A 22,516-nucleotide genomic window follows, 5' to 3' on the forward strand; every position below is an offset into this window, starting at 1 on the left:
ACGCACAAAAATCCCCGTATCATTCGGTGGTCTGGGCTGACAGGAATATCCGGCGCAGGCAGGCTATCTGCAGTACGGTTGGGATAGTGACCCGGAATGCCCCGCCGCTGACTGCCTTGACCCCATTGAGTGCCGCACCAAACGGCCCACCAAGCCCGGCCCCACGTACCAGGCCGTGACCGATAACCCCGATAGCCGCATGTGTGCGTAAAATCTTACTGAGTTGCCCTGCAAGGAGGTGCGACACGCCTGCCGCCAGCTGTTTGTCCTGCATCAGCTGAGGCAACAACTCTTCAAGCTCCGTGACCTTCGCGTTCACCGCCGCCAGAAATTCAGCCCGGCGAGCCTCATCCATCTTCTGCCAGCTGTTACGCAGAAAATGCTCCAGCAGGCTCTGCTCTATCTCCAGCGTGGACATCTCTTTGCCTGCTTTCAGCTTCAGCCGTTTGCACACATCCAGCAGAATTGTTCGGTACAGCAGGCCATGCCCACGCACCTTATTGGCAATACTGTCACCGCCAAAATGCTGTAGCTCACCCGCTATCAGCTGCCAGTGACGACGGTGTTGCTCAGGATGGTCATCGAGTGCACGGAATTCTTCATGTTTGAGTAATTCACTGGCAAGGCGTTGCTTTCCTTTTTCGTCATGGGTTAACAAGGCAGCAATCGCTTTTAACTGTTCCTCCGGGCAATGCTGTAAAAAATGTAAATCTTCATCTTCTTTATAAACCAGACCCACAATAATAACCCTCGTAATTTGTCCGTAATTGAAATAACCAGAGACCGCCGAAATACCGACAGCAAAAGAAAATAGAATATTATTATTTAATAATTTGTTTCGGACTTTATCTGCAATATAACGAGCCTCAATTAGCTGTTATATTTACATTCAGGCCAGGTTTTCGATAACGCGAAAGAATACGTCTTCGGTCATGATAGTTTTGCCTGATACAGCCTGATGCTCAGCACGGACAAACCAGCCCGCTTCCGGTGCCATACTCAAATAAAAATGTTGCCGGGTGGGCTCAAGGTCCGGCATCTCAACGGTCATTGTTAAACAACCTTTCTGACCCTTCTGGTAAAGCTGTTCCGGCAGAATACTCACGCTGCGGGTACCTTTCAGTTCGGCATCGATGGCGTAACGCAGCTCTCCGGGCACTTCCTGTTCAAGCAGTGTGACATTGAGCGTCTGCAAACGAGGCTCATACTTCAGTAAAACGCCGGAAAGTGTATCTATCAGTTCATGGGCGGTTCCGGGCATGCCTTGCAGGATTTTAGTCATATCCGGCAAACCGAAATCTGGCAAATGAGAGATGGCCCCCGCACGAGAGTTTAATATCCGTTGGATATTATCCAGTACGGATAAAATAACCTGGTCCTCTTCATTTGCTAGTTCGAGCGGAAGGTCACCCGTGAAATTGCCAGTGAGAATTTCATATAAGGAGGGGGATTTTCTATCCATGGCACACTATATTCCTAACAATTTTTTGGCGGCAGATGTTTTTGAATGTTGTTTGAAATTATTGATAAACCTTAAAAAAAACAAGCGCTTGATTTTATCTGAATTGATTTATTTCGTTAAAACGGATTCTGGGTTGTACGCATTTGGTTTTTGTCTGGGTGATATTAAAAATCACTTGCGGCGATAATATATTTATTTCCCGCAATGAAGCTTATTTGGAATCTTTAAACAAAGACAATCCATTAGATTTTCGCCATTCTATTACTGATTTTATTATATTCTCTGGTTCCCTAGCCTCTGGTGATTCTGGGTATGCAATTAGATCACCTTGTTTAGGATGTTCAGTTATTTTTATGAAGTGGTCCATTAGTCTATCTAAGTAAGAATCTAGTTCACTTCCTTTTAGAGATTTATCCTTCCTGGTTGCTCGCCTAAATTCATGTAAAAATTCGATGAAGTCATCTTCAGTATAATCACTAATTGCATTTTTAAATTCGAACATTATTTTACCTTCTATAATGAATTTCATCATATAAACGAGAGGTTACTATCCTAAAACCATCAATATAAAACACTCATTCGTCTTCCTCAATAGGCTTAATTTGCTGGATCTCGAATTTTTTCACTAGTTTATTAGGCCTCTGGTAGAAACCTGCACTAGGTCCCGTCGGTGCTAATCACCGGTAAAGCTACCGGTGATAAATTCACAAGGCGAGACGGTTATCTATAATAATTTTTATTCATTTTCTTTAAATATAGATAGCCCTTGAGATGACCTCCATTTTTTGATTTCGGTGAGCACCCCATCAGGGGAATCATCTCTATCACTTGGCGGATTAAAAATCAGATCCCTTCCTTCTGGATGGGCGGTGATTTTTATCAGATGCTTGACCATCTGACTCAAATGGTTTGTTAACTCACTACCTTTCAGTCCATGAGGGTTTTCATAAAACTCCTTTAAGAACTCTATCATTTCAGACTCTGTGTAATCTTCCAGGCGGTTTTTTAACATTCTATTTTTCCTCTTTATGGATGCGGATATGATTTCGCGGAGTGTTGACGCGTAGATTATCCACATCGTAAACAGGTCCATCGTATTGAATTTCCTCTACGTGGTGCAACTCAAATAACTCCCGTCCACCGACTGCTTGCTCCTCTATTACAAATGGTGCACCACCATTTTTAATAATTGTCTGGTTGGATTTATTGAATTGGCTCAAGAGTTCCGGACACTCACTAACAGCAAGCCAAAACTCCTCCCTGAAATGGTCAAAGTTACGGAAGGATTTTCCTCTAAGTTTATCAGCAACCTGTGCAGGTACAGGAGCCCCAAGACCCGAGCTAGCTGCTTCAAGCCATTTCTCTGTACCTGATATGACTTCCCCTTTCCCAGTTGCTACACCTGGCTCACCTCTGGCGGTTTTGAGGTAAACATAAATCGGCTTAATTCCTGATTTCGGAGGGAACACCAGAATGTAATCGTTAAAATCACGTTCTTCAGGCACCGGGAATGGCGGGGTCGTGTATTCGTCTTTACCATCCGGGATCGGTGTGACCAGTATTGTCGCCTGGTCTATTGGCTTGATGTTGCTGCCAGTATGTGATGGAAGGTCGCTTCCTTCCGGTTTTTCTGGCGTCCAGGTGATCAGTGGGCCATCCACACCATGAGCGGGTGTGAACTCATAACGGTTGTTGGCTTCCACCCACGTCATGTCGGCCGTGCGTACACCTTCATACGGCGTACCTTCACCTGTGTGGACGCCGTAAACATGCATATTACCCTGGTCATCGGCACGCCAGAAAAAGCGTACCCGGGTTGTGGCTTTGGCACCCGTTAGCGCTTTTTGTCGCAACTCTTCTTCGTACCAGTATTCGTCCCGACCAGGAACTTTGTCGCTTCCTGCCCCCGCTGACGGAATATACAGCGCGGACATCATCGCCCCCACGTATGGAGTTCCACGGGCGGCACCCAACAAGCCAGTAAGAGACCATTCCCCCCATACCTGAGTCATGACGCCAGCAGCCGTTCGAGCAGCCAGCGCTCCCCCCCCTAAAGCAAGCGGTGCGACTGAAGCTTCAGCCGGTGCTACTGCACTCTCACTTCCTGGTTTTCGCCGTTTGGCAGACTGTGCATGTTGAACGACTTCATCATCATGCTCATGTTGATGACCATAACCGCAGCAGTCGTCCTCAACTGGCTGGGCAAAAATCGTCATCTCACCAAAGTTATCGACAGGCTCTTCGTTTGTCCCGGCGTCAGTACACCCTTTCTCTTTCAGGCATGATTTGGCATAAACCGGCGTCACCCATGGCGTCAGCGTTTCAGGATTAAATTCCCGCATTGTTGCCGGAGGCGGCAGGCTGACTGTTTCCAGCGGTAACGCATTAGGTGCAGCAAACATCGTCCTTTTCACTTTACGGATATACGACGCTGTCGTGCCGTACTCCACCTTCCCTGCCTCCAGCTTCAGGTAACTGCCACCACCAATCAGCGTGATGCGCTTCTTCCCGGCAAACGAGATGTCACTTTCTGAGGTCAACGTCAGTTTCTTCTCTGCAAACAGCCGCATATTCGCGTTCTGGGCCTGCATGTCTATCGGGCCTTCCCCTGCCTTCAGGCTCAGTTGCCCGGTGCGGGCAAACAGCCCCAGCTTCTCCCCGGCAAGGGCGGTCATATTGCCCATCACTCCGGCACTGATATCGCCCCCGGCATTGATGGCAACGTTTTTCGTGGCCGTCAGTTGCAGGTGTTCCCCGCTGGTGAACGCTATCCCTTCCGGGGCCGAGAACAATAATGCTTCGTTGAGCGGTTTCAGCCGCTGCTCAAACATCTGTATCTGGCTGTCGATATCCGCCTTCAGCGCCTGGGCCTGCTCTGCGGCCATTTCCAGCTGTTGCAGTTGCTGGTTCAGCTGGTCGATTTCCTTCAGGGCCGCATCCATATCCAGCACCTCGCCCCGGGCTTTACTCTGCCCGTCCGCACTGACAAACAGCCCTTTACCGGCGCGTATTGTGCCCCGTTCGTCGGTACGCAGCTCGGTGCCGGTGCCACGCGATTTACCCTGCGCATCCACCAGGTGGCCGGTGTTCAGCTGGGTTTTTCCGTATTCCGTCGCGAGCTTGATATGCTCCTCGCCGCGCTGGTCCTCCATCCGCAGCTTGTTGTTCGCCGGGGTCCTGAGGACATTGCGGGTGTGGTTGTCGCGGTTAACATGGTCCGGATGTTCTGAGTCGTGCATGGCATGGGAAATATACGGCAGGTCGATATCGCCGTTGCTGTACGCAATCGCCACTTCTGTCCCGTCGATGAGCGGCGTGTGCCAGCCCATCGTGTCACCCGAATACGGCTTCGCCATCCGCAGCCACAGATAGCCGTACCCTTGCTCCGTCCCTTCCCGGTCAAAGTCCAGCTTCACGCGGTAGCGGCCCTGGTCATCCAGGTGGGCATAAATATCGTTCTTCTCACGGCTTTCAATTCGCGCTGGCAGGGTGCCGTGGATTTCCGGGCGCGGGATTTCTTCCGGTCGGAAGCTGTAGCGCTCGCTGTACGGCATCCCGTCGACCGACACATGCAGCCGGGTATCACGGGCGGCACGGTAAGTGACTTCGGTGATAATCACCCCCTCTTTCAGAGCGCTGATAACCGCGCCCTGGGGTTCCAGTACCTGCCCCGGCGTGAGCATTGAGGCGTTACTGTCCAGACTGACACGGGCTGATTTATTCAGTTCGCGCTCATGGTGAATTCTTGCATAAAACGCCCCGCTTTCAGTTTCCGGCTCCGGGTCGGTCTCATCCCCGGCTTCGCGGTAAGGGGCGGCGTAGCGGTAATGTTCCCCGGTCATGCTGGCGTCCTGCCGCACACTCACTGCCGTATCCAGTGGGGTACTGGCGGTGCGATAGTTGTAATCACGCGTGGCAACCGTGCCGGTGACCACTTTATTCCGGGTGCGCACATCCCACACCGACTCCGCCGCACCATCGTACAGACCGGACGGCTCGCTGTACGGCAGGCGCACATCAAACTGATAGTTGAGCGGGCTGTCGGCAAAGAGGTAAACATCCATTTCCCGGGTGCTGTCCATCTCCGTGCGCCAGTAAATCCCCACTTCCGACAGAATGCGCTGCACAAATTCCAGGTCGGTTTCCCGCCACTGAGTGATGAGTTCACGCGCCGGATAGGTCCGCTCCAGCCGAAACTCAAAATCCGGCCCTTCCAGCCCGTGCTGGCGCAGGACCCGTTCAACCACCTCCGGCACGGACTGGTTCTGAAACACGGCACACTGGCGGGTGAAGGAGAGCAACGCCAGGCGGGCGCTTAACGTCACTTTGTAATGCGACTGGTCTCTGGTGGCGGACAACCATTCCAGACGGGTGATGATGCCATGAACGTTTTTGCCACTGCGCATCCGCAGGGAGGCATATTTCATCAGCACCTGTTCCGGAGCAATGTTTGCCTGCGGGGTGGTGAATTCAATCTCCCAGGCAAACGGCTCGCTTAACGCTTCCCGCCCGGTGAAATTCAGCACATCGGGGTTCACGGTGCTGTCGTTAATCTCCAGACAATAGCGTGTCTGCCCGTCAAAAAGAGCTAACCAGTTATCCATCACATTACTCCTTTACCGGCACGAGGCTCAGCCAGCCATCACCCAGCTCTATGGTGCGCGGTTTGTCCGGATCGAGGTCATCACGGGTCAAAACCAGCCGCCAGCGGTTGTCTTTCATATCCGGTCGGTTGAACAGCGCAACCACCGCCACAAACTGGGCGTTTTCATCCATAGGCATATTGAGCGACACGCTGCCGTTGGGCATCACCAGCAGCTCTTTTGACGCCAGCACATCCTCTTTGAGTACCGTATCGGCGTTACGCAGCAACGTCTGATAATCAGCAGCATCCACACCTTTTCGGTCTTTGAGCTGATAGACCCGGACCATTGTCGCCAGTGGCGTCTGTGCGCCATCGGCATTGACGGCAGTACGCGGCGTGAAGTCCAGATGCAGCGTTTTGATTTTTTTATAGAAGATGAGCTAACAAATTTGGGTTGTTGATGCGAGGGCTAGATAAACTGGTGTTTTTCCAGATACTGCTGTTGTTTCAGATGCCTGAGCATCACCTTACCTTCAGGCATGAATTCAGTGCCGTACCGTACAAGCCCAATACCTTTCAATTCGGCATCGATGGCGTAACGCAGCTCTCCAGGTACTTCCTGTTCAAGCAGTGTGACATTGAGCGTCTGCAAACGAGGCTCATACTTCAGTAAAACGCCGGAAAGTGTATCTATCAGTTCATGGGCGGTTCCGGGCATGCCTTGCAGGATTTTAGTCATATCCGGCAAACCGAAATCTGGTAAATGAGAGATGGCCCCCGCACGAGAATTTAATATCCGTTGGATGTTATCCAGTACGGATAAAATAACCTGGTCCTCTTCATTTGCCAGTTCGAGGGGAAGGTCACCTGTGAAATTTCCAGTGAGAATTTCATATAAGGAGGGGGATTTTCTATCCATGACACACTATATTCCTAACAATTTTTTGGTGGCAGATGTTTTGAATGTTGTTTGAAATTATTGATGAACCTTAAAAAACAAGCGCTTGATTTTGTCTGAATTGATTTGTTCCGTTAAAACGGATTCTGGGTTGTACATATTTGGTTTTATCTGGGTAATAGTAAAAATCACTTGAGGCGATAATATGTTTATTTCCCGTCATGAAGTTTATTTGGAATCTTTAAACAAAGACAATCCATTGAATTTTCGCCATTCTATCACTGATTTTATTATATTCTCTGATTCCCTAGCCGCTGGTGATTCTGGGTATGCAATTAGATCACCTTGTTTAGGATGTTCAGTTATTTTTATGAAGTGGTCCATTAGTCTATCTAAGTAAGAATCTAGTTCACTTCCTTTTAGAGATTTATCCTTCCTGGTTGCTCGCCTAAATTCATGTAAAAATTCGATGAAGTCATCTTCAGTATAATCACTAATCGCATTTTTAAATTCGCATTTCATTTTATCTCCTATAATGAACTTCATCATGAAGCAATGATGTCACAACTCTCAAGTTGTATCCATTCTTATTGGTGATGCTTTCCTGCATTCGATAGATACATTATTCATGATAATTTTACATGAGACTATATTGATGGGCAGTTATTTAATGCTTCATCAATTTTCTCAATTAGTTCATTTTTATCCCAGTTGGATGATGATTTAAATATTGGTTCTTCCCAGTCGTCATTGGAGACAACCTGAATAATAAACTCCCCATCCTCCTCAAATGCAGGGTGCCAGCCAACGTCGATAACATTCCCATTGTTAAATGTTAACTGGAATAGATCTTCATCAAGTTTGTTTACTTGTTCATGTATGGCTTTAGTGAAATCTAGGCTTGAAATTTCATCATATACATTCTGAACATTTTCCATTTGATGGGTTTTATCTAAGATGCGATATTTTTTTTTCATTTTTTTAATTTTCCAGCCTCTTGAGGCCCTATTGGATGAGAATGGATAGTACCTTGTGATTCTTTAGTTACTACCCAATTTGTTTCTTTGCCTTTATATGCACCCTGCACGCTGTCAAACTCTTTGATCTTCCAATTTTGACCATTTGTAGTAGGAGTGCCATTCTCCCAAACATCATGATCTATAGACTCAATATTTACATCTGGCTTAAATTTTGCTGGACCAGATTTTGTATTTTTCACAACTTCACTCCAGGTCTTATTTTTAGGAGGATAGTGCTTGTAGCCATGAGTATATGATGTTTTGGTCTCATTGAGATAAACATAAATTGGCTTAATCCCTGATTTCGCAGGGAACACCAGAATGTAATCGTTAAAATCACGTTCTTCAGGCACCGGGAATGGCGGGGTCGTGTATTCGTCTTTACCATCAGGGATCGGTGTGACCAGTATTGTCGCCTGGTCTATTGGCTTGATGTCGCTGCCAGTATGTGATGGAAGGTCGCTTCCTTCCGGTTTTTCTGGCGTCCAGGTGATCAGTGGACCATCCACACCATGAGCGGGTGTGAACTCATAACGGTTGCTGGCTTCCACCCACGTCATGCCGGCCGTGCGTACACCTTCATACGGCGTACCTTCACCTGTGTGGACGCCATAAACATGCATATTGCCCTGTTCATCGGCACGCCAGAAAAAGCGTACCCGGGTTGTGGCTTTGGCACCCGTTAGCGCCTTTTGTCGCAACTCTTCTTCGTACCAGTATTCGTCGCGACCAGGAACTTTATCGCTTCCTGCCCCCGCTGACGGGCTATATAGCGCGGACATCATCGCCCCCACCATTGGAATGTTCAGTGCGGCACCCAAAACACCAGTAAGAGACCATTCCCCCCATACCTGAGTCATGACGCCAGCAGTTGTTCTGGCAGCCAGCGCTCCCCCCCCTAAAGCAAGCGGTGCGACTGAAGCTTCAGCCGGTGCTACTGCACTCTCACTTCCGGGTTTTCGCCGTTTGGCAGACTGTGCATGTTGAACGACGTCATCATCATGCTCATGTTGATGACCATAACCGCAGCAGTCGTCCTCAACTGCCTGGGCAAAAATCGTCATCTCACCAAAGTTATCGGCAGGCTCTTCGTTTGTCCCGGCGTCAGTACACCCTTTCTCTTTCAGGCATGATTTGGCATAAACCGGCGTCACCCATGGCGTCAGCGTTTCAGGATTAAATTCACGCATTGTTGCCGGAGGCGGCAGGCTGACTGTTTCCAGCGGTAACGCATTTGGTGCAGCAAACATCGTCCTTTTCACCTTGCGGATATACGACGCTGTGGTGCCGTACTCCACCTTCCCTGCCTCAAGCCGCAGGTAACTGCCACCACCAATCAGCGTGATGCGCTTCTTCCCGGCAAACGAGATGTCACTTTCTGAAGTAAACGTCAGTTTCTTTTCTGCAAACAGGCGCATGCTGGCGTTCTGCGCCTGCACATCTATCGGACCTTCCCCTGCTTTCAGGCTCAGTTGTCCGGTGCGGGCAAAGAGCCCCAGCTTCTCCCCGGCAAGCGCGGTCATATTGCCCATCACACCGGCACTGATATCGCCCCCGGCATTAATGGCAACGTTTTTCGTGGCCGTCAGTTGCAGGTGTTCGCCACTGGTGAGCGCTATCCCTTCCGGGGCTGAGAAAAGAATGGCTTCGTTAAGGGGTTTCAGCCGCTGTTCAAACATCTGTATCTGGCTGTCGATATCCGCCTTCAGCGCCTGGGCCTGCTCTGCGGCCATCTCCAGCTGTTGCAGTTGCTGGTTCAGCTGGTCGATTTCTTTCAGGGCGGCATCCATATCCAGCACCTTGCCCTGGGCTTTGGCCTGAGCATCCGCACTGATAAACAGTCCTTTACCAACGCGGATTGTTCCCCGTTCATCGGTGCGTAACTCCGTGCCTTTGCCACGCAATTTACCCTGCGCATCCACCAGATGCCCGGTGTTCAGCTGGGTTTTGCCGTATTCCGTCGCGAGCTTGATATGCTCCTCGCCGCGCTGGTCCTCCATCCGCAGCTTGTTGTTGGCAGGCGTTCTGAGGACATTGCGGGTGTGGTTGTCGCGGTTAACATGGTCCGGATGTTCTGAGTCGTGCATTGCGTGAGAGATATACGGCAGGTCGATATCGCCGTTGCTGTACGCAATCGCCACTTCTGTCCCGTCGATGAGCGGCGTGTGCCAGCCGAGGGTGTCACCCGAATACGGTTTCGCCATCCGCAGCCACAGATAGCCGTACCCTTGCTCCGTCCCTTCCCGGTCAAAGTCCAGCTTCACGCGGTAGCGGCCCTGGTCATCCAGGTGGGCATAAATATCGTTCTTCTCCCGGCTTTCAATGCGCGCTGGCAGGGTGCCGTGAATTTCCGGACGCGGGATTTCTTCCGGGCGGAAGCTGTAGCGCTCGCTGTAGGGCATTCCTTCGACCGACACATGCAGACGGGTATCACGGGCGGCATGGTAGGTGACCACGGTGATAATCACGCCCTCTTTCAGGGCGCTGATGACCGCACCCTGCGGCTCCAGTACCTGCCCCGGCGTGAGCATTGAGGCGTTACTGTCCAGACTGACACGGGCTGATTTATTCAGTTCGCGCTCATGGTGAATTCTTGCATAAAACGCCCCGCTTTCAGTTTCCGGCTCCGGGTCGGTGTCATCCCCGGCTTCGCGGTAAGGGGCGGCGTAGCGGTAATGTTCCCCGGTCATGCTGGCGTCCTGCCGCACACTCACTGCCGTATCCAGTGGGGTACTGGCGGTACGGTAGTTGTAGTCACGCGTGGCAACCGTGCCGGTCACCACGTGGTTCCGGGTGCGCACATCCCACACCGACTCTGTCGCACCATCGTACAAACCCGATGGCTCGCTGTACGGCAGGCGCACATCAAACTGATAGTTAAGCTGGCTGTCGGCAAAGAGGTAAACATCCAGCTCACGGGTACTGTCCATCTCCGTGCGCCAGTAAATCCCCACTTCCGACAGAATGCGCTGCACAAACTCCAGGTCGGTTTCCCGCCACTGGGTGATGAGTTCACGCGCCGGATAGGTCCGCTCCAGGCGAAACTCAAAATCTGCCCCTTCCAGCCCGTGCTGGCGCAAGACCTGCTCCACCACTTCCGGGACGGACTGGTCCCGGAACACCGCACACTGGCGGGTAAAGGAGAGCAACGCCAGGCGGGCGCTTAACGTCACGTTGTAATGCGACTGGTCCTGGGTGGTGGACAACCATTCCAGACGGGTGATGATGCCATGAACGTTTTTACCGCTGCGCATCCGCAGGGAGGCATATTTCATCAGCACCTGCTCCGGGGAAATGTTTGCCTGCGGAGTGGTAAATTCAATCTCCCAGCTAAACGGCTCGCTTAACGCTTCCCGCCCGGTGAAATTCAGCACATCGGGGTTCACGGTGCTGTCGTTAATCTCCAGACAATAGCGCGTCTGCCCGTCAAAAAGAGCTAACCAGTTATCCATCACATTACTCCTTTACCGGCACGAGGCTCAGCCAGCCATCACCGAGCTCAATGGTGCGCGGTTTGTCCGGATCGAGGTCATCACGGGTCAAAACCTTCCGCCAGCGGTTGTCTTTCATATCCGGCCGGTTGAACAGGGCAACCACCGCCACGAACTGCGCATTTTCATCCATCGGCATATTGAGCGACACGCTGCCGTTGGGCATCACCAGCAGCTCTTTTGAGGCCAGCACATCCTCTTTGAGTACCGTATCGGCGTTACGCAGCAACGTCTGATAATCAGCAGCATCCACACCTTTTCGGTCTTTGAGCTGATAGACCCGGACCATTGTCGCCAGTGGCGTCTGTGCGCCATCGGCATTGACGGCAGTACGCGGCGTGAAGTCCAGATGAAGGGTTTTAATGTGTTTATAGAAGATGGATTTCGTCAGACTGACTGTGCCATCCGTGACGGTCTGGGTCAGACCGCAGCCTGAAAGCAGACTGCAGGCGACAAGCGTCAGCGCCCACCAGCGGGTTGTTGTTGCCATTCAGAAGTTCCTTTTTTCCCCTTCATAATTCTGGTTGCAGATGCGTTGGCTGCGCTCATTCGCCCCGGTCACATAGTGAACTATGCTCCCGGGGACTTATTCGTTTGCCGCCTTCCTGCAACCAGAATTATTTTGGGGAAAGTTGATGAGTTACGATTAATCGAAACGGTAGTGGCCATCTTCAGCCGGTGCCAGCACCTGGCATTGCAGCCCTTCATAGCAACCCAGACTGACGGTCAGGGTTTCACGGTTATCGCTGAGTTTGCCGTCTTTCAGTCCGAGCAGACCGGTACGCCCCAGCTGAATACGTCGGCCTTTCCCCAGTCGTGGCTCAGGTAACAAGCGCACCGGTACAGTCAGGCGTAACCGCGCATCACTGCGGTAGCCCAGATACACGCGCATCAGTGCCAGCAAATCAGTATGGATGTGACCGCCAGGTAACCAGCCTGCGGCTTCCTCCGGGTCTTCTGTCACCAGTGTCACCAGAACACGACTGCATGCTTCTTTGGCGGTTTTGCCCAGTGTCGCTCGCTGCGAAAGTTGAACACGGTTTCCAGCCCCTAACCCACTGCGGTTATTGATATGCACTTTGACCGGATCAGGTTCAGTGATGATCGCCCGGGTATACGGGGCCAGCAGGCTGACCAGTGCCCGGATACCTTCCGCATTGCGGGTCGGTAAGCGCATGGTGCCCAGTAGCGCCAGGAATCGGGAAACCGGGGTTGCAACATGTTCAGCCGTGCCCGGAATGCCGAGGCCCACCAGACCCAGCAGACACTGGGAAGTAGCGTCTCGCCCTCCGGCCTCAAACGTGGCCGGGTATGCGTACTTACGCCAGATCCGATAATACTGGGTGGTGATACGGTGGCTGAAGATATCCAGAAACGAGGTGACCGCTTCATGCCCTTCCCGGCGCTGCGCGATATCATCGAGATAAGCACTGGGTAACGGAGAATCCACACCGTACATTCCCAGAAAAGTCGTGCGCACGGTCGGGGGGCGTTCGGGATGGTCTTCATCCGTCTCAACCGCCTTCAGCGTGCTGACCGGGAATCCCATCCCCGGCCAGGGGCGAAAACGCACCGGATCGTTTGCCAGGTGGCTGGTGGCCCCGAGCTTGGGTGAATCCGGATTTTCCTGCTCCAGCAGCTGGCAGAAACGATAAAAGTTAGCTCGCCAGATGTCTTTGTTGAGGGCAAGTGTCAGCCCGGTACGTGCTGGCTGTGGAATTCTTTCCATCTCAGTCGTTTCCCTGTCGGTTGCAACACCAGCGTGAGCTGGTTAAAGAGGTGAATATCCGCATACAGCGCGAAGAAGCGATGCAGCATTTCGCCAAAGAGATTCACATCCCCCTCACCAGCAAAATTATCCATGTTCAGTGTGACCTCGATATCCACGCCCCGCAGCATAAATCCCTTTTCAAAGCGCCGGATCAGGGTGTGCTTCACCGCGACAATAGCTTCCAGGCGACGGCGGTTCATCTCATCGTCGGTCCAGTCATACAGCGCCAGCGTCCCCCGCAGCACTTCAGGGTTATCCATCATGCTGAGGAAGTTTGACCCCAGATGGCTCATGACCCGCCAGTGGAAACGGTCATTCGCCGGGGGATACAGCGGCATTGTCGGTGCGGAAACATTCAGCACCCGGACCGGGACTTTGCCTGCTTTGACCACCCTGTCCAGCAAGGTACTTTCCAGTGCCTTACGCGGGAGCTGGCCGTTAGTGCCAGTGATCCGCATCGAGAGTGATTCGGGTTTCTCAGACAGCTGGTCCAGTTCAAAGGAGCGGCCACCGAGAATAAGCCAGGTGTCATAAAGGCCCGATGCCCCGCGTTTGACGCGGGTATGGAAATAGCGCTCGGGTGCATCGTGACGCATCATGCCGCCCCGGTGCCGGAAGCTGGTGAACGGGACATACTGGTGTTTGCCGAGTTTCACCGCACCGTGGATGTTATCGACGCTGTAAATCTCAGTGTGGCCGTCCTGAAGACGCAGTGGCCGCAGCAGGTATTCATTATCCAGTGGGTTAAGCGTCAACGGGTCGGCTTCGAGTGTGAAGAGATTGATAACCGGCGCACAGTGCAGGCGGAAATTTTCCGTTTCAAATGGTAAGTCAGATGACCAGGCCTCACTGAGGACAATGTCGATTTCAAACCAGGTGCTGGCCGCATTCAGCCCGATGGTTTCAAGACCCTGCAGCTCAACAAACATAAACTTCGGCCGGAAGCTGAAGTATTCCAGCAACAGCTGATAACCACTGAAGGCGGAATCCGCTTTCTTCCACAGGCCGTCATTGTCATCAAAACCCATCGGCTTGCACCAGCCCTCAAACTTATGACGTTCGGTGCGGGTTCCGGCGTGACGGGCATGCATGGCATGAACGCGACGGGTCATCGCCAGATGCAGGGCGGAGCTGACTGGGCTTTCGGCATTGAGAAAAATGGCGACTTTGTCGATCCCGGCCTTGCTCCAGTCCACTTTTCCCGGGCATTCAAAACGCAGGCGGATGGCAGAACGTCCATCGGTTTCGGTATGAAGACGCGCATCAGCAAGGTGCAGTGGTTGCAGAGGCACATCCCGCGTGGTCCGGTACTGGCAGGCGGTTTTGTGTGGCCCCACCGGACGCGAGAGAACCGAGAAACCTTCAGCCAGCGTTTCCGCCTGGCGAAGACTTTGCCACTCAGGAGAAAACTCAACAATAGCAAGCGACGGAATAGTCCGCATGTAGTGCGGCCACAACAGACTCACCAGCCCCTCGGTCAGCTCCGGCAAATCATCATCAAGCTTTTCACGCAGACGCCCCATCAGGAAGGCAAAGCCTTCAAACAGGCGTTCTACATAAGGGTCACGTGCGCCGGGTTTATCCAGATTAAGCATTGCCGCCCGGTCCGGGTGCGCCCGGGCAAATTCTTTACCGGCCTCACGCAGGTAGCGCATTTCGGCTTCGTAATAACGCAGGGTTAAATCATCCATGCACGGGTATCCTGAAAGTTATATACCCTAAATAACTGGAGTTGCATCAAGGCGGCAAGAGAGTGCATCCCGATGAGCTTACTGAAGTAAGTGATTCGGGTAAGCGAAAGCAGCCAACACAGAGGCAACTTCAGGTATGACGGGTAAGACAAAAAGTTAGCCACAGAGCACCATGGCACGGGCAGGATCGATGGCAATCAGACCTGCCAGTAGCGTATCCATCTCAGGCATCAGTCGAGCTTTATCACTTTCACTGCGACCGGCTTTCATACGCAGAAGCTTCAGACGGCGAGCCTGCACCTCAAATAACAGGCCCGGCTCCCAGTCGCCAAGCGTCAGTTGTGGGGCGCTGGCGGTCAGTTCACCCAGCAAATGCAGCGCCATTTCATTACGGCCGTACTGCTCAGCAACCCGGGCCATCAGCAGACGCACCAGCCAGCGCTGCCGGGGAGTGTCCAGTCCCGGTCGGGACTGAAGCCAGGCCAGTGCCGACTCGGGCCCTTCACTGTCTCCCTTCTCCATCGCTTCGGATTCGAGTAACAGCACATCGTCACCCTGTCCGTTGGTCACCGTTGCCGGTTCATCTCCGAACATCCGCGTTTCTTCATTCACCTTTTCGGCTATCCAGCCTGTGGTGACCTCATCGGCAAACGGAGTACCATCATTCCAGGCCAGTCCCTCCAGCCCAGGCATACGCTTCAGGAACAGGCGCAGATCCAGCAGCACGGAATCAGACCAGCTCTCCCACGGTTGACCCGCATGACTGAGCCCCTGCCAGAGATACCACTGAAGATCGAGCCAGAAATGGTTTACCCCTTCGCAGTACATCTGACTGGCCTGCTCAACCAGCTCAGCCCAGTTTTTTTGCAGGTACAGCCGTTTCAGCTGTGCCCGGTACTCTGGTTTCGGCGGAACCAGGCGGGAACGGCCACTGCTGTCCAACGGGGGGATTTGATCGACGGTATCCCAGCGTACGGTTTTCATCAGCCGGTGGGAGGCCAGCCAGCCCTGTGGTTGCTCACCCAGCCAGCGGGAAAGTAACTTTGCCTGGTCGAGTAAATCGCGTCCGGACTTGACGGCAGATAACCGGGGTGACTGTGAAAGGACCGATTCGTGCCCGGATTCATGGGGACTGCTGTTCTGAGGGATTAATGCATCCATCCCACCGGAACGTGCCAGACGACTCTCCAGTGCGCTACAGAGTCCGGCAAAAGAGGGCTTTTCATTCTCAGGCCAGTCAGCGACGGCCGCAGCCAGCAGGCTGATGGCCCCCGAGGTCAGACCGGCATCATCCCGTTCGACTTCCGGCCAGAGTGAGAGCGTATCCAGCATTTTTGTACTGCTGAGCCACTCCAGCGCGGCTTTCCGGGCAACAGGGCGCTGAGGATGACAACGTTTGCCGTAGCGTGACAACATCGCCACCATCAGCAGCAAACCTTCCGCCAGTCCTTTCTCTCCGTCGCGGCTCAGGCGGGCCTGGATGTACCAGGTTACTACGCGGATATCTTTGGCACTTTCGCAAAGACACTTTTCCGCCAGCGCACACAGTTGCTCAGGGTCTGTGCCGGAGAGCTTATTAATCTCTTCGCGCATCAGCTGGAAGTTGTCGTCATATGCCGGGTCGTCTCCGGTTTCCTGCTCAGGACTGAGTGGCAACAACCAGTTATCCCAGAGAGGGAGAGCATCGGATGCCCGGGCGATAAGGTGCTGCTGATCTAGTTGATCAGTAGTGCATGCAGATAACAGGGCTTCCGGTGAACTCATTCTTTTTCCCGTTTGTTTATCTCTTTCAAAAGAATTATTTTTAGCAACAAGAAAGTAATACCATTAGTATTTAAATGAAAAATCAATATTCAGCATTGGATTAACGCAACATGTACAAGTAATAAATGCGAGATAGAATGGCCCTCGAATTATCTTATCCAATCTCATTCAGCACTGTTATTATCAGGAATAATTTCCTGCATAGACTCCAAATCCAAAGAGCCTGAGTCTTCTTTTATTTCTTTTCCGGAAAGGTTAAATGTCTTAAACATCTCACCACATGAATTACACCCTCCAGAACCAGATAAAATTAATCTATCGTTTTTACATGATGCTCCATAAAAGACAAAATTCATCATCTTGACCTTTTCTCCATTCTGACTAATTCTATCAACAAAGCCAGTTGCTTTAGATAAATCATTATCTATCCCCTCAAGGGAGATGACTTGCTTTTTACACACAGGGATATCAAGTTTGTCTTGATCATCCTTCAAATAATTTGCCTTGCAAAAAGATTCAATCTTATATTGAATGCCACCGCAAGATGACTTGAAAGTATTTGGTTCGCTAGCGAAACAAAAACATGGAATTATTAAAAGGAAAAGTAATTTTTTCATAAAACCTCTGGATAATTAGTTTCTATAAACCCTTCTAATTTTTCTTCATTAGTCGAAATGGGATTTACTTTTCCTACTTTAGCTTTAGTAATTTATTATCTTTGAATTGCCATACCTCAGTATTTTTGGCATTCTCATTATCGCGAATTTGTATCTCTATCCGATTGCCATCATTATTAATAGTTAGTTTTCCTGAGCAATAGTCTATGGGATTGTAAGTTTCTATTTTGTTTTCAGCATCCATAGAAATGACTCTAATTGGCCCTGCCTCGCAAGAATTTCCCATTGGGACATCATGAAATACCCACACTCCTGTCCAAGAATCTGGAAGGAGAGAGTAAGATGTTAAATAGGAGGGAGATTCATACTCACAATCATGCTTTGAAACAACTTTATTATTGAAAGTGATTTCACATTGATTCCCATTTTTTGTTGAATGAACTACTGGTAGGTCAAAACTGTTAGCCAAGGCATACTCTGAAAAAAGTGACAGCAATACAAAGAAAAACTTACGCATGTTAACCTCAATGTTATTTAACATTCCATCATTAGGTCACCAGCTAAACCCACAAGTGCTCCCTAATATTTTAAAATACAAAAGATCATCGGGTTAAGGTAGATAAGGGTCAGCATTCGAATCACCACCTACATCAACCTCACAGCGAGATGAAACTAACTTAATAAATTCGTTATCTTTGAAGATATAAGCCGTGTTAGCGCATTTTGCTTCTCCTTTTTTGCCTTTTGCAGGAGTATTTTGACCAGAAACCCATATCATGCTGCTATTTGAATGGTGCTCAACGTCAAATGAATCAGGAGAAGGCGTTCCATTATCAATAGTCGAATAATATTTAGTATTCCCATTGAATTCAGGTAACTCGGATATAGTCTTTCCGGTTAATTTGTCTACTATCCACCCGCACACCCATCCATCATTTCCACAATCTTGTGGCAACTCACCATTTCTACTCATGATTATTCGATAATGGCCCGAAAAGTTCACAGGTTTAAGTAGTTCTTTTTGAATATATTGTTTCCATTTGTCAGTGTGATGCTCTTGCTCGACACTGACGTCAATTTTACTTACAAAATGTCCAGTGCTAACAGTAACTGGAAAATCGGAAAACTTTGTGTTATTGTTAACGCCTGCATAAGCAGTGAATATCACCACTGAAAACAAACATATTAATAAATTAATTCCTTTCATTCAGCACCATAAATATTATGGATAATATCCTGCATCGACTCTATATCAATACTTACAGTCGTTTCTTTAACTTCCTGGCCTGATATGCTATATATTGAACAACTCACAGCATGAATTTCAGCCACCAGAACCAAATAAAATCATTCTTCACGAGTATGTGGGTGGTGCGCGATTAGATTAAATGCGTTGCACGCACCCCATTCAGCTGATTAGAAATCACATTTTTTCATTTCAACATCTACATTCCCACCGGATGCAACAATAAAATCCGGCTCCACCTTCCAAATATAGGCTTTCTTTTTGACATCAAAGAATCCTTTCCATGCCATATGTATGATGCCATCCTCAATTGAAAGTTCAGCAATAGGTTTATTCTTGGAAATTGACTCCCAACTAATTTTGTCGTTAGTTGATTCAATGACATCACGATAAAAAAGTTGTGACTTACTATTAGAACCTTTAACCAAATTCGTAGAAACATATAGATTATTATCATTTACGTTTACTTTCGCCTTATTTGAAGCATCAATTTCTATGGAGCCGCCAAACCCACCGCATTTTACAGCCCAGTAACCAACACTTTCTCCGGTATTCGCCAAAACCAAGACAGGAAAAAAACAAACCAACATTGTGATGATTTTTGTCATTTTAGAAATCATTTAAAAACCCATTGTTTATATGTAAATTAGTTTCCCCATCCATCTCTTCTTTGAGGAATTTATTATAAACACTCAGGCATTCGCTTAGCGATTTAATTGGCTGACCATGTCGTCCAGGAGGAAGGCTTGCCCATTCATAACTACAGCTATTCTCAATGGCATCTTTAATCTTATCGTGAATAATCAAATCCAATGCATTATCTCGAACTTTTTCCTTTAGTATTACAACACAAAGTAAATCTTGTGATTCAGGCGTAAAATCGGCAATTCCATATTGTTTTCGCCAAAAAACCGTGGATCGGTCATCCCAAGTATATCCCATAACTTGATATGCCCCTGCTGCGGAAGATATGTATGTTTTGCCGGTTTTCTTGTTTTGCCGAGTAATTTTAATCTGCGGATGAGTTGCGAATGTTTTATGGTAATCCTTAATGAAAGATTCACCACCGAACAACCGTTCATATCCCTCTTCACCCGTAGTTCCCTCGCAAACCCTAATCATCCTCATGAAAGCCCTAACTCTAGCTTCCTCGATAGTTATTGCTTTTAAGGAAAGTTGGCCTAAAAAAGCAATTGGATGCATATGCCATAGAGAAGGCCCCAGTTTATCAGTCGTTACATCCTGCATCCATGTCATCTTGTCGAGAAACGCTTCGCTGTATTTCTTCCATTCCGGGGCTTCTTTCTTCAGTGCATTCAGGAATGGTTGCCAGATGGCATCATCTTTTTTGAAATACCAGTCACTTGGATGTTTGACTATCGTTTTCAGAGTGACATCACGATAATCCGGGTTATGGAACGCACTTGCGTATTCCAGGCTTGAATAATCTGGTGTTCCGCTGTCAATTTTATCCAGAAGTCGCTGATAATTATGCTTCACCAGTGCATGACTGGCGCGGGTATCGTCCTTCGCTGCGCTGAGCAGGGAATTTATAACACTGCGGAAAAAACCAGTCGGCTGGGTTTTGCCATCCAGGTAATCAAAACTCGACGGCTCTGCGATTTCCGTCCTGAATCCCAGCTTTGCCAGGTCGTACTGAGACAACAACTGAGGTTCTGCGTGCCCTTTTGACGCATAGGCATTCTCTGGTCGCAACTGCCAGTATTCCTGTTTCGTCGTTTTGTCAGCCTCTGTTGTCACCTGACTTAACGTCAAAATACCCGTCCGTTCAGTCATTTTCCCCTTCATGAAGGTTCCGGCCGCGACATCCTTTGTAAACAAGGCAAGCCCGGGAGAATACTTCAGATAGAGAGGATTTTTCTCGCCAACCTTTTCAGGATTCGTCAGGAAGGTCTCCAGATTATCATCCATGCTCATGCACTCGATATGAACCTGATAACGGGGCTCATAGCCGCCATCTTTCGCCGCCTGAAAGTACCCCATATGCCCTACCGGATCACCAGCATTGATAGCATAGGGCGTTGGAGACACTACCTGATCAAACTTCATTGTCTCTTTAGCTGGCGGTAACAACTGCTGCCACCACGAAGGCTGGGCTACACCGTCAGTACCAGGAGAAATGTTATTTTTATCCACCAGCATCCAGTACTGCTGGCCCGGCTTCAGTGTTGTTTTTTTGCCCCTCTGTTGGGCATCCTCAGTGAGGCCAACATAGGTCACAAGACCATATTCCCGTTTATTGAAGGCAACGGTATGAAGGTTACTGTCCGTTTTGTCCCATTCAACAATGGCACCTTTGGGCATGGTCCCTTTTTTATAGCTTTCACTGGTGCCTTTGTTATTAGTACTGGCCGTCATCACCCATTCAGGATCGTAAGCCGTAAGTGTATCTTTTACGGTCCACTTTGTTTCTGCTGGATTGACTGTGTAGGCCGAGTAGGGAGCCAGGTGCATATACAACGTGTAGAAATGCAAACCACTGGTTTCTTTCTCACCGGGCTGAATATAGTGCTTCACCAGTACGAACGAGCCGGAAATACTCAGCGGACCGGTTTCCCATTTAATCTGCATGTAATCTTTGCAGATACGGTAGGCGACAACTTCCCCGTCAGCCATACAGCGCACGGCCTGCTCACCTTTAAAGGCAGTTGGGAAATCTATTATCTCGGAAGCCGCCTTACCGCTTAGGCCACACCATGGCGTGGTGGCGCTGGTGATATGGATTCCGCCGTGCCACATACCATTACGACCAATCATATATAAACCGGTAGATTCTCCTCCTACATGAGAAAGGATCTCTTCCTGGTTAGCAAACTCACTTCCCCGATTATTGGAAGGGATCGGCCAGACTATTTTGGGTAATACAGACACAACGTATACTCCCTGTTAGTTGTTAAAGAACTTGCTGTTATATCAATGCAGTTTTCATCGAACTCATTCTTTTTCCCGTTTGTTATTCTCTTTGATAAATCTCACGACAGCGTCCAGATCGTCGTTCTGGCCGTTCACTATCTGGGGTGGTTTCCATTTCAGTAACATGCTTTTCTCCTCCCCCTGTGTGGGTTTCCCTTTCCAGTAGGTTTGCCAGTGGGCTTTTCTGACGTGGGGGCGCAGGCGGCGGTTCGACATGCTGCCAGGCTCCTTCAGTGGACTGTCACGTTCCGGGCGAGATGGCTGACGGAGTGCAGCCCCTGCACGAGCCCCGGCGTAAATTTGCACCGGTTTCTTTGGTGGAATGAATCGCTGATGTTTTCCTACTCGTCGTGGTGGTGGCCGAACAGGTTTACCTTGTGTGCCCCACTCACTGTTTTCTGAACATAACCAGAACAGTACAGGCAATACGGCCTGCCAGAATCCCCGCACTCCTTCATCCTGTAGACTGATCGCGGTAGAGACCGGCGCGGTCAACGGGAGGTATTCCATTCCCAGCGGCAGGTTCCCGTCCACCAACGGTTCCTGGGCAAGCGTCAGGGCCAGCAGCGCATCAGTCCCGTTGTCATGATCGGTGAGCGTGAAAAAGGCTCCCAGCAAAGGCCCCTGACCTTCCGCAAAGACCGTGTCTGCGGGGAAATCGAGCCAGAACCCCCAGAATGGCAGGCGGCGAAGCATGTCACCCGGGAGTGCATCAGACTGATTTGTTTCACCCAGCATCCGGAAAAGTGACTCATCACAATGGAGTAGTGCCTTACCGGTGCGCCATGCTGCCAGTGACATATAAACGATATGCGGTGGGAAATGCTTCATGATCGGAGGACTCAGAAACCCCTCCTGAGGCGTCGGGTTGTGCTTCAGCCAGTCAGCAAGCCAGGCTTTGCACTGGCGAAACGTCATAAACCGCCAGGGAGCAAGCGAGTCGGTCTCCCGCCACTTGTCCACCTTGCTGAATATGCCCGGTGACCAGCCCTCGACCTGTCGGGCAAACGCCAGTGCAGGATGAATATTCCCGCCCAT

18 protein-coding genes and 4 pseudogenes are annotated in these 22,516 nt (G+C 50.1%); all 22 read right to left on the reverse strand.

Translation table 11 applies throughout. The features are described from left to right. Positions 1–19 precede the first annotated feature (19 nt). The 22 genes and pseudogenes from msyB to SOM82_RS15385 all read right to left on the reverse strand — a co-directional run bounded on the left by msyB (position 20) and on the right by SOM82_RS15385 (position 22,516). Positions 20–739, reverse strand: a complete 720-nt coding sequence (msyB, locus tag SOM82_RS15280) for an acidic protein MsyB (protein WP_320460064.1) — start codon at positions 737–739, stop codon at positions 20–22. A gap of 375 nt (positions 740–1,114) precedes the next feature. Next, a pseudogene (gene tssE, locus SOM82_RS15285) lies at positions 1,115–1,462 on the reverse strand (type VI secretion system baseplate subunit TssE); the annotation flags it as partial. Positions 1,463–1,673: 211 nt separating this feature from the next. Further along, complete coding sequence (locus SOM82_RS15290) at positions 1,674–1,964, reverse strand: bacteriocin immunity protein (protein WP_320461760.1); 291 nt, start codon at positions 1,962–1,964, stop codon at positions 1,674–1,676. A 234-nt stretch (positions 1,965–2,198) separates the two neighbouring features. Continuing rightward, the gene (locus tag SOM82_RS15295; protein ID WP_320461761.1) at positions 2,199–2,474 is read right to left on the reverse strand and encodes a bacteriocin immunity protein; all 276 of its coding nucleotides are present in this window, start codon (positions 2,472–2,474) and stop codon (positions 2,199–2,201) included. A gap of 1 nt (position 2,475) precedes the next feature. Then, entirely contained in the window at positions 2,476–3,804 is a 1,329-nt protein-coding gene (locus SOM82_RS15300; protein WP_414672137.1) for an S-type pyocin domain-containing protein, read from the reverse strand. A gap of 12 nt (positions 3,805–3,816) precedes the next feature. Continuing rightward, positions 3,817–6,066: pseudogene (locus SOM82_RS15305) on the reverse strand (type VI secretion system Vgr family protein); the annotation flags it as partial. 4 nt (positions 6,067–6,070) lie between these two features. Then, positions 6,071–6,484: pseudogene (tssJ, locus tag SOM82_RS15310) on the reverse strand (type VI secretion system lipoprotein TssJ); the annotation flags it as partial. 32 nt (positions 6,485–6,516) lie between these two features. Then, positions 6,517–6,966, reverse strand: a complete 450-nt coding sequence (gene tssE, locus SOM82_RS15315) for a type VI secretion system baseplate subunit TssE (RefSeq protein ID WP_115631965.1) — start codon at positions 6,964–6,966, stop codon at positions 6,517–6,519. A 207-nt stretch (positions 6,967–7,173) separates the two neighbouring features. Then, positions 7,174–7,494 (reverse strand): bacteriocin immunity protein, encoded by a 321-nt coding sequence (locus SOM82_RS15320; RefSeq protein ID WP_501083532.1) that lies wholly within the window; start codon positions 7,492–7,494, stop codon positions 7,174–7,176. A gap of 98 nt (positions 7,495–7,592) precedes the next feature. Continuing rightward, complete coding sequence (locus SOM82_RS15325; RefSeq protein WP_320461764.1) at positions 7,593–7,922, reverse strand: hypothetical protein; 330 nt, start codon at positions 7,920–7,922, stop codon at positions 7,593–7,595. Next, positions 7,919–9,154, reverse strand: coding sequence for an S-type pyocin domain-containing protein (locus SOM82_RS15330; RefSeq protein ID WP_501083567.1), 1,236 nt, complete (start codon positions 9,152–9,154; stop codon positions 7,919–7,921). The genes SOM82_RS15325 and SOM82_RS15330 overlap by 4 nt, the downstream gene beginning before the upstream one ends. A 30-nt stretch (positions 9,155–9,184) precedes the next feature. After that, a pseudogene (locus tag SOM82_RS15335) lies at positions 9,185–11,416 on the reverse strand (type VI secretion system Vgr family protein); the annotation flags it as partial. Positions 11,417–11,420: 4 nt separating this feature from the next. After that, complete coding sequence (gene tssJ, locus SOM82_RS15340) at positions 11,421–11,945, reverse strand: type VI secretion system lipoprotein TssJ (protein WP_320461341.1); 525 nt, start codon at positions 11,943–11,945, stop codon at positions 11,421–11,423. Between the two features lie 156 nt (positions 11,946–12,101). Continuing rightward, positions 12,102–13,184: a type VI secretion system baseplate subunit TssG gene (gene tssG, locus SOM82_RS15345; RefSeq protein WP_320461340.1), complete on the reverse strand. Its 1,083-nt coding sequence runs from the start codon at positions 13,182–13,184 to the stop codon at positions 12,102–12,104. After that, positions 13,148–14,917 (reverse strand): type VI secretion system baseplate subunit TssF, encoded by a 1,770-nt coding sequence (gene tssF, locus SOM82_RS15350; protein WP_320461339.1) that lies wholly within the window; start codon positions 14,915–14,917, stop codon positions 13,148–13,150. Before tssF ends, tssG begins: the two co-directional genes overlap by 37 nt. Before the next feature lie 156 nt (positions 14,918–15,073). Then, a complete protein-coding gene (gene tssA / locus SOM82_RS15355) occupies positions 15,074–16,681 on the reverse strand; it encodes a type VI secretion system protein TssA (protein WP_320461338.1) in 1,608 nt (535 codons plus the stop codon). A gap of 164 nt (positions 16,682–16,845) precedes the next feature. Beyond that, positions 16,846–17,298, reverse strand: coding sequence for a hypothetical protein (locus SOM82_RS15360; RefSeq protein WP_320461337.1), 453 nt, complete (start codon positions 17,296–17,298; stop codon positions 16,846–16,848). 73 nt (positions 17,299–17,371) lie between these two features. After that, positions 17,372–17,815 carry a hypothetical protein gene (locus SOM82_RS15365; protein ID WP_320461336.1) on the reverse strand — a complete coding sequence of 148 codons (444 nt, stop codon included), beginning with the start codon at positions 17,813–17,815 and terminating at the stop codon, positions 17,372–17,374. A 93-nt stretch (positions 17,816–17,908) separates the two neighbouring features. Then, positions 17,909–18,505 carry a hypothetical protein gene (locus tag SOM82_RS15370; RefSeq protein ID WP_320461335.1) on the reverse strand — a complete coding sequence of 199 codons (597 nt, stop codon included), beginning with the start codon at positions 18,503–18,505 and terminating at the stop codon, positions 17,909–17,911. A 209-nt stretch (positions 18,506–18,714) separates the two neighbouring features. After that, positions 18,715–19,152 carry a hypothetical protein gene (locus SOM82_RS15375; RefSeq protein WP_320461334.1) on the reverse strand — a complete coding sequence of 146 codons (438 nt, stop codon included), beginning with the start codon at positions 19,150–19,152 and terminating at the stop codon, positions 18,715–18,717. Between the two features lies 1 nt (position 19,153). Continuing rightward, positions 19,154–21,436, reverse strand: coding sequence for a glycoside hydrolase family 24 protein (locus tag SOM82_RS15380; RefSeq protein WP_320461333.1), 2,283 nt, complete (start codon positions 21,434–21,436; stop codon positions 19,154–19,156). Between the two features lie 63 nt (positions 21,437–21,499). After that, positions 21,500–22,516, reverse strand: coding sequence for an AcrVA2 family anti-CRISPR protein (locus SOM82_RS15385; RefSeq protein WP_320461332.1), 1,017 nt, complete (start codon positions 22,514–22,516; stop codon positions 21,500–21,502).

Source organism: Lelliottia sp. CFBP8978 (assembly GCF_034046055.2).
Lineage (GTDB): Bacteria > Pseudomonadota > Gammaproteobacteria > Enterobacterales > Enterobacteriaceae > Enterobacter.

Bases quoted from the DNA above. Each gene is read 5' to 3' on its own strand.
- SOM82_RS15365 (WP_320461336.1), bottom strand. From the start codon at position 17,815: ATGCGTAAGTTTTTCTTTGTATTGCTGTCACTTTTTTCAGAGTATGCC.
- tssA (WP_320461338.1), bottom strand. From the start codon at position 16,681: ATGAGTTCACCGGAAGCCCTGTTATCTGCATGCACTACTGATCAACTA.
- tssG (WP_320461340.1), bottom strand. From the start codon at position 13,184: ATGGAAAGAATTCCACAGCCAGCACGTACCGGGCTGACACTTGCCCTC.
- tssJ (WP_320461341.1), bottom strand. From the start codon at position 11,945: ATGGCAACAACAACCCGCTGGTGGGCGCTGACGCTTGTCGCCTGCAGT.
- SOM82_RS15385 (WP_320461332.1), bottom strand. From the start codon at position 22,516: ATGGGCGGGAATATTCATCCTGCACTGGCGTTTGCCCGACAGGTCGAG.
- SOM82_RS15325 (WP_320461764.1), bottom strand. From the start codon at position 7,922: ATGAAAAAAAAATATCGCATCTTAGATAAAACCCATCAAATGGAAAAT.
- SOM82_RS15320 (WP_501083532.1), bottom strand. From the start codon at position 7,494: ATGATGAAGTTCATTATAGGAGATAAAATGAAATGCGAATTTAAAAAT.
- SOM82_RS15370 (WP_320461335.1), bottom strand. From the start codon at position 18,505: ATGAAAGGAATTAATTTATTAATATGTTTGTTTTCAGTGGTGATATTC.
- SOM82_RS15360 (WP_320461337.1), bottom strand. From the start codon at position 17,298: ATGAAAAAATTACTTTTCCTTTTAATAATTCCATGTTTTTGTTTCGCT.
- SOM82_RS15300 (WP_414672137.1), bottom strand. From the start codon at position 3,804: ATGCGGGAATTTAATCCTGAAACGCTGACGCCATGGGTGACGCCGGTT.
- SOM82_RS15330 (WP_501083567.1), bottom strand. From the start codon at position 9,154: ATGCGTGAATTTAATCCTGAAACGCTGACGCCATGGGTGACGCCGGTT.
- SOM82_RS15290 (WP_320461760.1), bottom strand. From the start codon at position 1,964: ATGTTCGAATTTAAAAATGCAATTAGTGATTATACTGAAGATGACTTC.
- tssE (WP_115631965.1), bottom strand. From the start codon at position 6,966: ATGGATAGAAAATCCCCCTCCTTATATGAAATTCTCACTGGAAATTTC.
- SOM82_RS15375 (WP_320461334.1), bottom strand. From the start codon at position 19,152: ATGACAAAAATCATCACAATGTTGGTTTGTTTTTTTCCTGTCTTGGTT.
- tssF (WP_320461339.1), bottom strand. From the start codon at position 14,917: ATGGATGATTTAACCCTGCGTTATTACGAAGCCGAAATGCGCTACCTG.
- SOM82_RS15295 (WP_320461761.1), bottom strand. From the start codon at position 2,474: ATGTTAAAAAACCGCCTGGAAGATTACACAGAGTCTGAAATGATAGAG.